General features: G+C 41.8%; 14 protein-coding genes. 3 read left to right on the forward strand and 11 right to left on the reverse strand.

The window, feature by feature from the left end:
* Position 1: 1 nt before the first annotated feature.
* Positions 2 to 994: a sugar kinase gene (locus tag NMK93_RS03090; protein WP_254526377.1), complete on the reverse strand. Its 993-nt coding sequence runs from the start codon at positions 992 to 994 to the stop codon at positions 2 to 4.
* Positions 995 to 1,135: 141 nt separating this feature from the next.
* Here NMK93_RS03090 and NMK93_RS03095 point away from each other — a divergent pair, with 141 nt between their 5' ends.
* Genes NMK93_RS03095 through NMK93_RS03105 form a run of 3 tightly spaced genes read left to right on the forward strand, consistent with a single transcriptional unit; the run spans position 1,136 to position 4,601 of the window.
* Positions 1,136 to 1,957, forward strand: a complete 822-nt coding sequence (locus tag NMK93_RS03095; RefSeq protein ID WP_185216004.1) for an SDR family oxidoreductase — start codon at positions 1,136 to 1,138, stop codon at positions 1,955 to 1,957.
* Between the two features lies 1 nt (position 1,958).
* Complete coding sequence (gene uxuA / locus NMK93_RS03100) at positions 1,959 to 3,128, forward strand: mannonate dehydratase (RefSeq protein WP_254526376.1); 1,170 nt, start codon at positions 1,959 to 1,961, stop codon at positions 3,126 to 3,128.
* 30 nt (positions 3,129 to 3,158) lie between these two features.
* A complete protein-coding gene (locus NMK93_RS03105; protein ID WP_254526375.1) occupies positions 3,159 to 4,601 on the forward strand; it encodes an MFS transporter in 1,443 nt (480 codons plus the stop codon).
* 216 nt (positions 4,602 to 4,817) lie between these two features.
* On the opposite strand, the gene NMK93_RS03110 is transcribed toward NMK93_RS03105, so the two are convergent.
* The 10 genes from NMK93_RS03110 to NMK93_RS03155 all read right to left on the reverse strand — a co-directional run bounded on the left by NMK93_RS03110 (position 4,818) and on the right by NMK93_RS03155 (position 15,884).
* On the reverse strand, positions 4,818 to 6,356 hold the full coding sequence (locus NMK93_RS03110) for a hypothetical protein (protein ID WP_254526374.1): 1,539 nt from the start codon (positions 6,354 to 6,356) through the stop codon (positions 4,818 to 4,820).
* Between the two features lie 93 nt (positions 6,357 to 6,449).
* Positions 6,450 to 7,835, reverse strand: coding sequence for an alkaline phosphatase family protein (locus tag NMK93_RS03115; protein ID WP_254526373.1), 1,386 nt, complete (start codon positions 7,833 to 7,835; stop codon positions 6,450 to 6,452).
* Positions 7,836 to 7,837: 2 nt separating this feature from the next.
* Positions 7,838 to 9,052, reverse strand: a complete 1,215-nt coding sequence (eboE, locus tag NMK93_RS03120; protein ID WP_254526372.1) for a metabolite traffic protein EboE — start codon at positions 9,050 to 9,052, stop codon at positions 7,838 to 7,840.
* Positions 9,039 to 10,220, reverse strand: coding sequence for a 3-dehydroquinate synthase (locus tag NMK93_RS03125; protein WP_254526371.1), 1,182 nt, complete (start codon positions 10,218 to 10,220; stop codon positions 9,039 to 9,041). Before NMK93_RS03125 ends, eboE begins: the two co-directional genes overlap by 14 nt.
* Positions 10,221 to 10,232: 12 nt before the next feature.
* A complete protein-coding gene (gene eboC / locus NMK93_RS03130; protein ID WP_254526370.1) occupies positions 10,233 to 11,105 on the reverse strand; it encodes a UbiA-like protein EboC in 873 nt (290 codons plus the stop codon).
* An 11-nt stretch (positions 11,106 to 11,116) separates the two neighbouring features.
* Positions 11,117 to 12,097 (reverse strand): TatD family hydrolase, encoded by a 981-nt coding sequence (locus NMK93_RS03135; RefSeq protein WP_214649433.1) that lies wholly within the window; start codon positions 12,095 to 12,097, stop codon positions 11,117 to 11,119.
* 12 nt (positions 12,098 to 12,109) lie between these two features.
* Positions 12,110 to 12,829 carry an EboA domain-containing protein gene (locus NMK93_RS03140; RefSeq protein WP_185216010.1) on the reverse strand — a complete coding sequence of 240 codons (720 nt, stop codon included), beginning with the start codon at positions 12,827 to 12,829 and terminating at the stop codon, positions 12,110 to 12,112.
* Positions 12,830 to 12,848: 19 nt separating this feature from the next.
* Positions 12,849 to 13,646, reverse strand: coding sequence for a DUF1080 domain-containing protein (locus NMK93_RS03145; protein WP_254526369.1), 798 nt, complete (start codon positions 13,644 to 13,646; stop codon positions 12,849 to 12,851).
* Between the two features lie 18 nt (positions 13,647 to 13,664).
* On the reverse strand, positions 13,665 to 14,825 hold the full coding sequence (locus tag NMK93_RS03150) for a Gfo/Idh/MocA family protein (protein WP_214648383.1): 1,161 nt from the start codon (positions 14,823 to 14,825) through the stop codon (positions 13,665 to 13,667).
* 18 nt (positions 14,826 to 14,843) lie between these two features.
* On the reverse strand, positions 14,844 to 15,884 hold the full coding sequence (locus NMK93_RS03155) for a sugar phosphate isomerase/epimerase (RefSeq protein WP_185210995.1): 1,041 nt from the start codon (positions 15,882 to 15,884) through the stop codon (positions 14,844 to 14,846).
* Between the last annotated feature and the right edge of the window lie 23 nt (positions 15,885 to 15,907).

Consider the following 15,907-nt stretch of genomic DNA (forward strand, 5'->3'; position numbering starts at 1 on the left):
CTTAGTTGGCTTTTCCATTTCCAAAATCTCCTTCTACAAATAATTTTTGATAACCAGCTCCAGTTGCGAAGTCTATGGTTTCCTGTGCAGACATGCCTTGCCTTAGGGCATGGATCAGCCCCGCCATAAACGCATCACCACTACCGATCCTATCGATTACAGCTTCTGTTTCAAAAGTGGCTGAAATGCTGTCCTCGTTTCTGTTATGGTATGTGCCATAAAATAGATTATGCTTAGGATGGTCCATGAACCTGAACGTATTAGCGATATGTTTCGCTTTGGGGAAAGCCTCAAAAATATGCTTTGCAGAGATTTGGGAACTATTGAAATAAATCTCCTGGGTTGTCTGTCGGTTTAATCCTATTTCCACTGGGCTATCCAGCATGTTTTGTGCCGCCCAGATATTTCCCATGATGACATCACAATAAGCGACCAAATCTGGCATGACTTCCAGTGGCTCTTTGCCATATTTCCAGAGTTTGCTCCGGAAATTGAGGTCCACAGATATCGTGATCTCTCTTTGATCGGCCTCCTTCAGTACCGTTTCCATCAGGATTGCCATGTCTTCGGAAAGTGCCGGTGTCAATGCTGACCAATGGAACCAATCCACATCTTGAAACAACAGGTCAAAATCGATGTCCTCAGGTTTTAACAGACTGAAACTTGAAAACTTTCTATCGTATACCACCTCGCCACTGCTCAGTCCATTTGCCGAAAGGAGGATATAGCTGCCGATGCGATCGCCTATTTGGATAGCCTTGGAACAATCCACACCTAAATGCTGAATGCTTTCCAGCAGCTCCTTTGCAAGGGTATTCTCAGGAAAGGCCGAATAGAAATGGACCTGATCCCCCATTTGGGCCAAACCAACAGCAACATTGGCTTCTGAACCACCTGGGAAAATTTTTAAACGATTATTTCCACCCTCAAAAATCGACTCACTGAGGCTTTGAAGGCGATACAATACTTCTCCGAATGTTAATATCTGTGGCATAGGTCAAACTGAACAACAATATAATAGTTTTTGATGGATTGTTGCAGCGATTTTACGAAAACGTTTAAGTAATAATCCTGTTTTCCATGTCGATTTTTCCCTTTAATTTCTGTATTATTGGATAATAATCAACTATAAACTATGACTATTCTAGATAAATTCTCCCTTAAAGATAAAGTTATCGTTATTACAGGAGGCACCGGAATTTTGGGCAAATCCTTCGTGAAGGCATTAGCTGAAGCCGGCGCTAAAATCTGTATTATCGGGAGAAACCAGGAAAAAATCAATGAACGTATCAGCATGGCCAATGACCTCGGGGCAGAAGCCATAGGTATTGTAGCAGATGTGATGGATGAGCAGTCGGTCAAGGATGCCAAGCAACAGATCGTGAACCGTTATGGTAGCATCGATGGCCTGATCAATGCCGTGGGAGGAAACATCCCAGGGGCAACGATCGCTGATGATCAAAACATATTTGACAATAAAATCCAGGATACCATAAAAGCAATCGAGCTAAATCTTTATGGAACCATTATTCCGACCTTGATTTTTGGGGAACTTATTGCTAACAAGGGCAAGGGTTCCATTATCAATATTTCTTCCTTGGCAGCATCAAGACCCTTGACCCGTGTGCTGGGCTATACCGTAGCCAAGCATGCCATTGATGGCTTCACCAAATGGATGTCCACTGAATTGGCTTTACGTTATGGTGACAAGGTGCGTGTCAATGCTATTGCACCGGGAGTTTTCTTAACGGAGCAAAACAAGACCTTATTGACCAATCCAGATGGCAGTTATACCGATAGGGCACAGAAGTTTATCAATGGGACACCATATCGAAGGTTGGGTGACCCGTCTGAATTGGAAGGAACCTTAGTTTATCTCTTGAGCGATGCTTCGGCATTTGTTTCTGGCGAGATCATTTTTGTCGATGGTGGCTTTAACTCTTGGTGTGGCGTATAACATGGAAAACAAAAAATTCTTAGAACAAACTTGGCGATGGTACGGACCTAATGATCCGGTATCATTGCAAGATGTGAAGCAAGCTGGGGCTACTGGCATAGTTTCGGCTTTGCATCATATCCCACATGGTGAAGTATGGCCGTTGGAGGACATACAGGAAAGGAAAAAGATAATTGAAGAAGCAGGATTGACCTGGTCGGTTGTAGAATCCGTTCCTGTACACGAAGCTATCAAAACAAGATCTGCCGAGGCTGACCAATATATTGAGCGTTATAAGCAATCGTTGCAGAATTTAGCAGCTTGTGGTATCAAGACGATCTGCTATAATTTTATGCCGGTTCTGGATTGGACTAGGACCCAGTTGGACCTGATCATGAAGGATGGTTCCAAAGCCCTGTACTTTGATTGGATTGACCTCGCTATCTTTGATATTTATATCCTAAAGAGAGAAGCAGCTGCGCAGGACTATTCCCAAGAAATTCAACAGCTAGCTGAGGAGAAGTACAACAAGATGTCAGCGGAAGAGAAAACAGATCTTCAATTCAATATCCTGATGGGCATTCCAGGTGAAGGTGATATTACCTTGGAATCTCTACAAAATAGCATCAATATCTATAAAAGTATTGGAAGGGAAGGATTAAAACAGAACTTGCTTTACTTCTTAGAGGCAATTGCAGACATCTGCGAGACCAACGGGATTAAGATGACCATTCACCCCGATGATCCACCATATGCAATCCTAGGGCTTCCTAGGGTAGTAAGCAACGAAGAAGATTTAGTGTACATTATTTCAGAACAGCCTAGGGATTTCAACGGGATTTGTTTCTGTACCGGTTCTTTAGGTGCTGGACCCAAAAACAACCTTCCTCAGATCTTGGACAAAGTGAAACATCGTGTTCATTTTGCGCATCTGCGAAATGTAAAACGTGATGCCATTGGGAGCTTCTATGAGGCAGACCATTTGGATGGGGATGTGGATATGTATGCCATCGTAAAGGGATTGAGTGAAGAAAACCAACGCAGAGCATTGGCCATTCCATTTAGACCTGACCATGGGCATCAAATGCTTGATGACATCAATAAAGTGACCAATCCTGGTTATTCTGCCATTGGAAGACTTCGTGGTCTGGCTGAATTGAGGGGTTTGGAATTAGGAATTTTGAGATCTTAACCAAGGATCTACCAACATAAACAACAAATTATGGATACGAGTAAACCTACGAAATATAGGTGGACGGTTTGTGCACTGATATTTTTCGCAACGACCATCAATTACCTGGATCGGCAAGTCCTTTCCTTAACCTGGAAAGATTTTATTGCCCCAGAATTCCATTGGACCAACAATGACTATGGTAATGTTGCGGCCATATTCTCTATTGTCTATGCCATTTCCATGTTGTTATCTGGTCGTTTTATCGACAAGCTAGGAACAAAAAAAGGCTATTTATGGGCAATTGCCATCTGGTCGGTAGGCGCTATCCTGCATGCTTTCTGTGGCATGATCACATCAGGTGTTCTCGCGGGCGAATGGTTGGTCAGTTTTGGTCAGGCCAAGGAGATCATTGCCGGTATTGAAGATGTAAGCAAGGTGGTTAATATTTCTGTCACTGTCTTTATTTTTGCCCGTATCATCTTGGCATTGGGGGAGGGTGGAAACTTTCCGGCAGCCATGAAAGCCTGTGTAGAATACTTTCCAAAGAAGGACAGGGCATTTTCTACTTCAATCTTTAACTCAGGAACGACCATTGGAGCGCTTTTAGCGCCATTGATTATTCCCGTGATTGCAGCCAAATACGGTTGGGAAATGTCGTTCATTATTATTGGGGCCTTAGGTTTCATCTGGATGGGATTTTGGCAGTTTATGTACAAGAAGCCAGAAGAAAACCCGCATGTGAATGCAGCTGAACTCGCCTATATCAAGCAGGATGTGGATCATGGAGAGGTTGCTGAGGCCGATAAAACGGTGAAAGCAAAAGTCTCCATCCGTGAATGCTTAAAATTCAAACAGACCTGGGCCTTGATCTTCGGGAAGTTCCTGACCGATGGGGTATGGTGGTTTCTCTTGTTTTGGTTCCCGGCCTATTTAAGTTCAGTATATGATATTAAATCCTCGGATATAGAGGGGCAGGTTGCTATATTTGTTCTGTATGCCATTACTATGTTATCCATCATCGGTGGCTGGTTACCGACCTATTTTGTAGAAAAGAAAGGTATGGAGGTTTATGCAGGTCGAATGAGAGCCATGCTGATCTTTGCGTTCTTCCCTTTGTTGATCCTCTTTGCTCAGCCTTTGGGTGAATATTCGTATTGGTTTCCGGTTATCCTGATCGGTATAAGTGCAGCGGCGCACCAATCATGGTCTGCCAATATATTCTCGGCCGTAGGTGATATGTTTCCAAAGAAGGCGATTGCGACAGTGACCGGTATAAGTGGTCTTGCTGGTGGGGTTGGCTCTTTCTTGATCAATAAAGTTTCGGGTGTCCTGTTTGACTACGCCGAACAAACCAATATGAAAGTGTTTGGATTTGAAGGAATTGAATCTGGATACTTTATCATCTTTGCCGTGTGTTCGATAGCCTACCTTTTGGCTTGGACCATCATGAGAATATTGGTTCCAAAAATGAAACTAATTCATCTATCATAATTGCCTTTTTCGATTGACCTTATTCAAATGAAACTGCTATAATTATCTGCGAAATTCAATGGTTCAGTGCCGTTGTTTTAGAAGTATTTCAACAGGTCCTTAACTATGATCTTGGTCCATCCTCTCATCCATTTAATCCTGGTTCATACGGAGGAATGGAAAAGGGGTGCATCCTAAAATAGTTTAGAATGCCATGATCAATAGGTTAAGATACCACTAATTCTTTTTGAACAAACCTGGCAAGGCTGGTTTTTTACCTGCTTTGATAGCTTTGATAAAAGGTAAAAATTCATTCTTATACCAAGGGATATTTTCCCGAAAACGATCTGTCAATCGACCTTCCATGGTATCATAGATTTTCAGGGCTTCTTTTTCTTTACCTTGATGAATGAGGTTATGGATGAATATCTGACTAATGGAATACAGATCATTGAACAATAAAAAATCGTTTATTGGATCCATGGATTCAAATATTTTGATATACGAAGAAAAGGACTTAGCGAAGAAAGGTTTAGGAAACTCTTTATTGATTCTGTCCAAATAACTTGTTCCCAAACCATCGAGGTATTGCAAGAAATGCTCGGTTGATGTAGCGATCCTTTTTCCAGAAGATTTTAACGGAAGAACCCATAATCCTAAAAAGTTGAGATTCTTTTCGACTTCATCATTGTCAATAAGTTCGAAAGGATTGGTCTTAAACTGAGCGTCTTCCAAGTTCTTGCTCAGCGACTTCTCCTGCCATTCCAAAAGCAATCCATGCTGTACATATTGGATGGCGAAAATAGAACTTAAATCTACATCTAAGCTTATTTCCGTGAAGAGACGATTTGTTCTATTACCATCTAATAGATCTTTGTACCATACCCAATTGCATTTATCCGAAGGTTGTTCAACCTTTTCCTCCAAGAATGTCCATGAACTTTTTTCCATCTTCTCCTTGACCATGCTTGAAATCATCTCAATATGCTGAGGTAATTCCAGGGCAGCCTTTTTTTCCTTGAGGTAGCTAGCGTATATTTTTTCGATGGATTTTTTTGGGTCCATCAAAAAGCTGAGCTTGGCTCTTTCATCAGGATCTGTCAGCCCGGACAATTCATCTGAAAGTCTAGGGACTTCAAAATCTGTCTCCTTCTTCTTGATCTTTAGTAAATCATGTTGGTTGAGGAGTTCATGTAGCTTGATCAAATCAGGATTTTTGATCCACTGCTCAAAATCTTTTGTCAAACCTTCCTCTGCACCAATATCTGCTTCTAGATAGGCATTGACGAAAGCAAGATAAAAATTATGCATCAGCTGCTTGTTGCCTTGTTTTTCCGATAGTTCAATCATTTCAGCGATCAAATGTGGAATGGGAATATGGGCTACTTCTTCGGGAGCTTCTTTCCATTGTCCAGCAGCCAGCAATCTTTTCCAGGCATCAGAACCATACTCAGGGAAAAAATTGCCGTCTTCCTGATAGACAACATCAGCCTCCTCATTGTTGACATCACTGAGGAGCCAGTCGGAATCTTCTAGGTTTTTGAAATAATCGGGGTTCTTTTTATAGTCAGGATGTTGATCAATGGGAAGCTTCTTGATAAATCCAATTTTTTCCAAATACAGGAAACAACGTAAAACAGTATAGCTCGTATCAAATCGATTTTGGAATTGATAGAGATTAAAAATGATTTTACGTTGTTCCGCGACAGAAAGAGCAGATCCTTTCAGAAGGTGAACTGCATCTTCAACCAAATTTTCTATAGCATGATATGACATAATAGCGCAGTATTTGTATGAATTAAAGATGCAAAAGATTATCCTCTTGATCTTTAACAAAACATATGCAGACTATTTACATATTATCTACATTTATTGAGAAACAACAGTTTCTTGCACTTTTTTATCTACAAAAATCTTGTTTAGGAGTATTTGCTTGATGGATGTCGGTTCTACATTTTCATCCAATCCATCAAAATCACCAATTAAAATAGGGTAGTATTCAGGGTCTACATCTACAATGCCATGTGAACCTTTCACCAATGATGCATCTAATGGAGTAATATCCAGAACTGCTGCAAAACCTATTTTCTTTAAGATGAGTTTGCCGATTGCCCTAGACTTCGAGGTCATAAACATTTCCACCGGATCGTAACCCGGTTTCTTGTGTATATCTACCATTCTGGCATAGTCCGGTGCAACAGCATCATCTTCCCAGAAGTAATAGGTAAACCAAGCATTAGGATTTGCTAGCAGCACCAAATCTCCAGAACGCTCATGGTCGATTTTATAGGCCTTCTGTTCCTCCTTGTCCAACACCTTGGCTACACCAGCGACCTTGGACAACAAGGTTTTAAGTTTATCTCGGGTTTCCGGAGTTTTGGTATATACATGTGCAATCTGGTGATCAGAAACCGCAAATGCTTCTGAAGCTCCAGCATCCAATAGTTCCAAACCTCTTTCAATCCGGATATCGATCAGGCCTTCTTTACGTAGGATCCTGTTGATATGGATAGGTTGATCGACTGGTCCGATGCCGTATTCCGATAAAAGGACAACTTCCACATTTCTTTTTTGGAAGAAGGTCGTAAGTTTTTCAACCAGTTGATCGATTTGTTTCAACTCTGCTGTGACATCTTCTCCTTTTGGACCGTATTTCTGTAAGCAATAATCCAAATGTGGAAGATATATCAGATTTAGGGTCGGTTGATGTTTCTCCTCCACATACATGGCCGAATCGGCTATCCAATTGGAAGAAGTGATATTGGCATTGGGACCCCAGAAGTTAAATAGAGGAAATTTTCCGAATTTTTCGGTCAATTCATCGCGAAGGCTGCTGGGGTAAGTATAACAGTCCGGCATCTTTCTGCCATCGGCCAAGTAATTTGGTCTCGGCGTGGCCGAGAAATCTGCATCATTGTACATGTTGTACCACCAGAACATCTGTGCACAGGTAAAGGCAGGATTCTGTTTCTTTCCGGTGACCCAGATATTCTCGCCTTGGACCAATTTGTTGGATTGTTTCCAGAATTTAATTTCAGAATCGGTATGGTCATACCATCCGTTGCCAACGATTCCATGTTCATTCGGAGCGACCCCAGTTAAATAGGTAGTCTGTGCAGAGGTGGTCAATGCCGGAAGTACCGGTTTGATCTTACGCAATTTATTCTCTTTTATGAATTTCTCAATGAACGGGGTATGTTCTCCAATTACGGAACTTGAAAGCCCAACAATATCTATTACAGCAATTCTCTTCATATTTAATTCCTTAATTTATTCAATAACCAATTCAATTCCCTTGCGATCGACTCTTCAATTGGAGCCTGCAAGGATTTTGGCAATACGCCCCAGGTATATGTCTCAACCTCGATATGATTTGTTCTTTGCCTTTCCTTATGCAGTTCAATGACCTTTAAGATATCGCCTTGGGTAGAATCCAGCTCACCATAACTTTCCAAAAAGATAGGGACATGAAAATGGCTTCTCCATTCCACATGATTTGCATCATTGCTGTCATTTAATGCATCAGGAAGGTCCTTATATTTGATCAGGTTACCCTCGCTTTCTTTTGCAATGACCTGATGCAAATAGATCGGTTCATTAAATTCTTTCAGCTTGTTTTTTTGGATTGCCCTTTTATCTGGATCCTCAGCAAGCGCTACTTTTAAGGCCGAACTGACTTGGAATTTGCCAATTTTGATGTTCAGTTTTTCCAATTCATCCATGCTCTGTTGATGGTCTTCATATTCCAGGGCAAAATGGCAGACATCATAGCATAGGCAGATATATCTGTTGATGATTGCCTTGGATTGATCGGCGTCCAGCTTATATTTTTCCTTAAAGAACTCGCTTGCCATCGGGATCAATTCTTGGGTATACCATGAGATAAATTCCCTTGAATCTTCCAACATACCGTCAGGTTCAGGTTCGATATCCAAGTGCATGTAGATCGAGCTATTAACCTCAGTTTGGTACAGGTGCTCAGCAACCAAGAGAATATGTTTTGTACAGATATCCCGCTTTTGTTGCCATTCCGCGGTGAGCTGCTCATGCCAAAAACGGTAGGATAGAGGAGAAGTGGAGATTCCACCTTCCTGGCCCTCCGGTAATAATTGCGCTAAGATGTCGAAAAGGTTCTTGGTATATTCATAGCGTTCTGTGCTTGTCCAATCCGGTGCATGCACTTTGTCCTTGACCTCTTTGATATGGAAATCACCATAAGGGAAACCATTCATAGTGAAGACGTAGATATGGTTCTGTTTCAACCAATCCTGAAAATCTTTTAAAGCTTGCGGCTGACTTAGTTCTTTGGCTGCTTGAGCGGAAAGTCGCAATCCCAATCCAAAGTCCTGTTCGGCTGAAACGGCCGCTTTTATCTTCGGTAGATTGTTTTTTAGCTCTTGAAAATGGTCTTTCCAGGCTTCGCCGGGGTGGATATTGCTACAATAAGAAAGATGTGAATTAGCTAGCTTCATAGAAAGGGTTTTGATTTTGGCTAAAGTTCTTTAGGAAATCCATAGCTTGGATAATCAGGTCATAATCTAATTGGTGATAATCTTTGCCTTTTCCCATTTTTTCCAAAAGGACCACGGTCAATTTTCCGCCAAGATGCTCTTGAAAATCAAGCAAACCTGATAGTAAAATAAACCTCGCCTCTTCGGAATCCAGGATTGGATGATAGATCGGAAGTCCAAGATTGCGGATCAAGCTGACCACTCGGGTTGCTTCTTCTTCTGTAATATTGCCGATTAAATACGAGTATAAAACATCCATTGCGATTCCAATGGCAACAGCTTCGCCATGTAATACTTGGAAATCGGTCATCTGCTCCAATTTATGGGCACTCCAATGGCCAAAATCCAATGGTCTTGAAGAACCTAATTCGAATGGATCTCCATTGCGGATATGTTCTAGGTGCTTATCGGCACAACGATAGATCAGATCTTCCATTTCTTCGGAATTCCTTTCCTTGATCTTGCTGGCATTTTTTTCTATCCATTCATAGAATGATAGATCCTTGATCAGGGCCACTTTTATAGCCTCGGATACCCCCGCAACCCAAGATCTTTCGTCTAGAGTTTGCAAGAATTCATAATCATTGAAAACAGCCTTTGCTGGTGTAAAAGTTCCTAAAAAGTTCTTTTTCCCTTTATAGTTCACGGAGTTTTTAACACCAACTCCGGAGTCATTTTGAGATAGGACCGTAGTTGGAATACGGATATGTTTGATCCCACGGTGTGAGATCGCAGCGGCATAGCCAACAAGGTCCAAAATAGCTCCACCGCCAATGCCGATCACATAGGAATGTCTATCTATACCGTATTGGTCCACTGCCTGGATTATGGTATCTAAGCAGCTTGTGTCATTCTTGCAGATTTCACCACCGGGAATGACCAAAGGTTCACTCGCCAGGAAAAAATCTTCCATTTCCATAAAATAGATAAAGATCTGTTCTGTCAGACCGGGATGTTTATCCATAAATCCAGCATCAATGACAAACAGGATCTTCTGTTTGAAACCGGGATTGCTGTTCTTGGCTAGAAAGTCCTTCAATAGATTGTTGCCTACAGTGAAAAGACCTTTGGTGAAAAAGATGTTATATTGATATTCAATAGTGAATTTTTGTTCTAATACACGTTCCATTCTAAATAGGGTTTAGGTTACGGCAAATTTCTTGGCTAAGAAGATCGAAACCGGTAATATGGCACATACGGCCAATGCTAACAGCCAATGACCAGCAATGGCAATCCAGCTAGCATTCATTAAAATCAGTGCGAGCACTCCAAATTTCACGGCTTTCCTGACATCCTGTGGCTGTAAGGTTTTCAAGGCCTTGGAAACCGGCGAACCGATCATAAGACTGAAAAGCAAGATAAAGACCAATGCCAGGTAATTTTTGCTGCTATAGGTGAAATAAAGGAGTGTTAAGATAACAATAGAATATAGACCAATGGATACGAGTAAGGCAGTTTTATTGCTGCCATATACTTCTCCACGGCTTATGTTTGTTACTGAAGCGATATAGATAATCGGAATGATGGCAATAAACCAGTAGCTCAATGAATCTGGTAAAACGGCCATTCCCAATAATAGGTTCAATCCTCTACAGCCTCCCATGACGATTGGACCAGCTAAAAAATGATGTTTTGCTTGGCCATTGTACAGTAGGCACATCAGGACGATGGCCAATGAAATATAGAATGCCGCCATATTCACCTGAAAGGCTAAAAAGCATCCAATTGCAAAGGCTAATGTACCCAAGATACTGGCAGCGGATTTTTTGATCCTGCCCGAAGGAATAGGTCGTTCCGGACGCTCCACTTTATCCAGTGCAGCATCAAACACATCATTGAAGACTATGCCCCCAGTATATAAACACATACTGGAAATGGTAATCCAGATCAATGGATTGACCTGCGGCAAATCTTGTTGCAGAAACAAGCAGGCTAAAGCGACACCAGCTAAAACATCAGATATGGCTGTTAAAACATTGGACGGCCTGATGATTTGGATCCATGGTTTCAACATACGCAACGGTATTAAGAAATAATAATAGAATCCTTATTTAACCTAGGTTGTTGACCACCACGAAGGATTGTATTACCTTCAAATTTTTCATTCGGATCTGCAAATAAAGTCTTGTCCAAAGTGCTTAGGTCAAGATGCTTGCTGACTTGGAAGGCATCCAATGCATTCTGATAGGTCACCTTTTCCACATCTTCTTTGGAAACACCATATTGGAGCATCAGGGCAGCCGTTTTGGGCACCGCCAAGGGGTCTGAAATTCCCCAATCTGCTGCTGAATTGACCATGATCCTTTCCGAGCCGTATTCCTTAACGATTTCCACCATGCGTTCATTTCCCATCTTGGTAAATGGATAAATTGTAAAGCCGGCGTAAAAACCACGGTCCAATACTTCTTTTACCGTTTCTTCGGAGTTATGGTCAATGATTACCGTTTGAGGATCGAGGCCATGTTCAATGGCAATATCCATACTTCGTGTCGTACCACGAGTTTTATCGCGGTGTGGGGTATGAACCTGAACGGGAAGTCCAGCTTCTTTAGCAAGCTCAAGTTGAGCTCTATAATATTTATCTTCAGCAGGAGTCTGGTCATCGAAACCAATTTCTCCAATGCCGAGAACTCCTTCCTTGTAAATGAAATGAGGAAGTAATTCCATGACTTGTTCTGCTAAAGCTTCATTGTTAGCTTCTCTAGAATTAAGCCCAATGGTACAGAAGTGTCTTATACCAAATTGGGAAGCTCTAAATCTTTCCCAACCAATCAGGCTACTATAATAATCTTTAAAGGTATCTATTCCAGTTCTAGGCTGTCCAACCCAAAAAGCGGGTTCGATCAGTAATAGGACGCCCGCATCAAACAGCGCTTGGTAATCATCCGTCGTTCGTGAAACCATATGAATATGTGGGTCCACAAATTTCATCCCTTTTATTAATTCAAAGTCTAGCGGCATTGGTTTCCCCATGCTTGCTAGGTCTCTATTTAATTCTGTGCACATTCCTGTCTGTTTTTAATTTTTCTCTAATAATTCTGGGCTATTGTTTTGCTGCTTCAAGATTTCTTTAGCGCGAGGAGGTAAGTGATCCTTCGCCAAAACCCATAACATGGGATGTATCTCTCGATTGGCAGAATCGCGTTCATAAATATAGTCGACAATGGAGTTTGCAAGATGGATATTGTTGCGGTCGTACAGACCGTAGATCTTCTTGATGTCCTTGCCGGTAAAAAAGCTTTTTAAAATCATTTGGTTCCAGGCCTCTTCATTTAAATAGGTAGCAGGAAACTTATTCTGCTCCATGATAGCGCCTTGCACCAGCCCAATATTATTCCGAATACCCTCTTGGCAACGGTCGATCCAGATTCTTGGGAACTGGAAGATGTTCAAAGCCGAATACAGGGCTTCTAGCTCCTGCATGTCTGCATAGTTGAACAACTTCTCGATAAAGGTAAAATAGGGTTCTTGTTGATCTTCGATCAAACCCAATAGGTAAACTCTCGCAAGTCTAAGTACGGTCCAATGGTCAACAATCAGCGGATTGCTATCCTCTTGGACCATACTTACTGTTTTATCCTTGCTGGTACTTAATTTCCTGCTCAAAGAGGAAAATATCCTTACAAAACTTGTAGAATAATTATCTGCAATATTTCTTTCACACTCCTCTAAATAGCTTTTCTCCTCTGCGGTAAGCAGTTCGAATAAGGTATTTCTCACTTGTTCTTTCCATTCCATATTGCGGTTTATATTATAATTACTTTAAAATTTTTATCTGCATGTCTTTGTACTCTACTTTCATTGGTGGACCAACATGCAATTGAACACCAATCAATCCCTTCTCCTTGCGGTTTTCTGGATCATTGTCAATCACCTCGGCGATTACCTTTCCATTGATAAAATGTGTTAATTTATTGCCTTCAGCAACGATTTCCAGATCATTCCAATCATTGGGTTTTACTATGGTCTTTAATTCTTCATCGGTAGCTACTGAATCGATTACCTTCATATTTGTCCAGGCATTGCCTTTCGACTCACCTTTACTTCCATCTGAAGGGTTCAATATTTCAGTTCGCTGACCACGGTATGCTAAGGTTGTTCGCTTTCGTTCCTCATAGTTTTGACCAGTGTAATTATTCTTTCCATCAATGTCTGCCTGATAACCTCGTAGGGCATTGGGCACCTCTGTGAAACGATCGCTTCTGTAATTTACACCACTATTTCCATTTTCGGAAATTTTAAATTTAGTTTTCAGTGAAAAGTCCGCAACGTCACCTCCATTCCAGATCAAAAATGTATTGTTTTTCAATGGTTCTTGATCCTCACGGATCTCGCCTGAAAGGATCCCGTTTTCCATTTTCCAATAGGTCGTGTCACCTTCCCAACCGGATAGGGAATTGGGCTCAAACATCGCGATATAACCGTCTTCTAACCCTATGGTATCCGTAGCTGCACTGTCCTGTTTATTGTTTTGTTCTGCATTGCTTCCATTGCAAGAACCTAGTAAAATAGTAGCACTGAGGCAGATACAGCAATATTTGAATAATTTTTTCATAATGGATTTCTCTAATGCTTATTTGTTCTTCCACTCTACATGGGTATCTTCCCATTTTCTGTTTTTTGCAGAGTTGATAACCGCTTCGCAGACCTTCTGTGTTTCCAGGGCATCCCTAAAAGTTGGGTGGCATTCTTCGCCTGTTTCCAAGGTTTGTAAAAAATCTGCTACTTGGTGTACGAAGGAATGCTCATATCCCAAAGATAGACCCGGAACCCACCATTTATCCATGTAAGGTTGGTCGCCATCTGTAACATGGATTGAGCGCCATCCTTTGACGATGGAATCATCAGCATTGTTGAAATATTCCAATCGGTTCATATCATGTAGATCCCATTTCAAGGAACCCTTTTCACCATTGATCTCAAAGGTAAATAAGGCTTTGTGACCACGGGCATAGCGCGTCGATTCAAACAGCCCTAAAGACTCATTATCAAAATGACAATGGAATATACAGGCATCATCGATCTTGACATCTTCCATTTTTCCGGTCTCTTCATGCATACGCTGCTTTACGAAGATTTCCGTCATGGCCGATACATCCTTGATACCTCCATTGATCCACATCGCTAAATCAATACAGTGTGCCAATAGGTCACCGGTCACTCCAGAACCCGCAGCATCTGCATCCATTCTCCAAAATGCGGCACCTCCCTGTGGAAGGTTCTCGTTGATGGTCCAATCCTGAAGGAAGTTACTTCGATAGTGGAAGATCTTGCCTAGCTTGCCGCTGTCGACTATCTGTTTAGCCAATGTAACGGCAGGTAAACGGCGGTAATTGTACCAAATAGTGTTTTTCACCTTATTGGTTTCAACGGCTTCTACCATTTTCTCGCCTTCTTCCAAAGTTCTGGAAAGCGGTTTTTCGCAGAGTACCATTTTACCGGCTGCCGCTGCAGCGACCGCGATTTCCATATGCATGTTGTTTGGGGTACAGATGTCTACCGCATCGATATCATCCCTAGCGATCAGTTTCTTCCAGTCGGTCTCGTAGGACTCATAGCCCCACTGCTCAGCAAAGGCTTTCACTTTGTCTTCACTGCGTGAACATACAGCCTTTAGGACAGGTGTATATTCCAGGTCAGGAAAGAAATTAGGTACGCGTTTATATCCATTAGAATGGGTTCTTCCCATGAATCCACATCCTATTAATCCAATTCTTAATTCTTTTTTGCTCATGATTTTTTCTTTTGAAGATTACTCCGACCATCCATTTACCTCGCGAACCTCGATCAAGGTTTTCAAGATCGAATCCCAGGTTTCTTGTTTGTGCATGACCTCATTTGGGAACATACATCCATCCCAACAGATATGGTTGAAGGCTTTGGTCGGATTGCCATTTTCATCCTTCATCCAGAAGCCAGCATCCTTAGCGATATCCAAACGACCGTTAGGGTCTGTCGGTAAACAGTGTCTTCCGGTTTTATCGTGTGATCCTGATCCAAATACGGTTCCATCATTTTGGGCAACGTGGAAGTCTATGGTCCAAGGACGTAGTTTAGAAGTCAGGAACTTAAGTCCTCGTTCCAATTCTTCACGGTCATCCCATTGGAAATCAGGTTTTAAGATGCGGTCTTCAGGTGCGTTATAGCCCAATAGATAAAGGAAAGTATGGGACATATCTGCCTGGAAGCCCATATTATCACGATCTACCATCTCTAGGGTTTCCAGCATGGTTTTCCAGCTTTGCATACCACCCCAGCAGATTTCACCTTCTGCTGCTAGGCGCTCGCCATATTCTGCCGCAGCATCACATGCTCTACGGAAGGTATCCGCAATTAATTTGGTGTTTTCAGTTGGGTTCTTCGCCCATTCCTCTACACTGCTCGCTGAGTCCACACGGATAACGTTGTTAGTTCTAATTCCTTCTTTTCTTAGTTTATATCCAAACTCAGCAGCTTTTCTTACCACTTCTACAAAGCGGTCTCTGTCTGCTTGTGAGCCCATTGCTGAACCACCATCGGGAGGCCAGATAGGGGCAACTAGCGTACCTATAGCTAGGCCATAGGTTCCTCCAATCTTGTCTACCACTGATTTTATATGGTCGTCCGAAGTGTCCAACTTAACATGTGGATCAAATAATCCTAAGTCAACACCATCGAATTTTACGCCGTTTACTTCTGCTTTTGCTGTTTTTTCCAATAACTCATCCAAAGAAATGATGGGTTCATGGTCTCCTTTTCCAACAATGCCTGGCCATGTAGCATTGTGTAATTTTGGGAAATTGTTCTTGCTCATAACTACGTTTATTTATTCATTAA

The organism is Sphingobacterium sp. LZ7M1 (assembly GCF_024296865.1).
GTDB lineage: Bacteria > Bacteroidota > Bacteroidia > Sphingobacteriales > Sphingobacteriaceae > Sphingobacterium.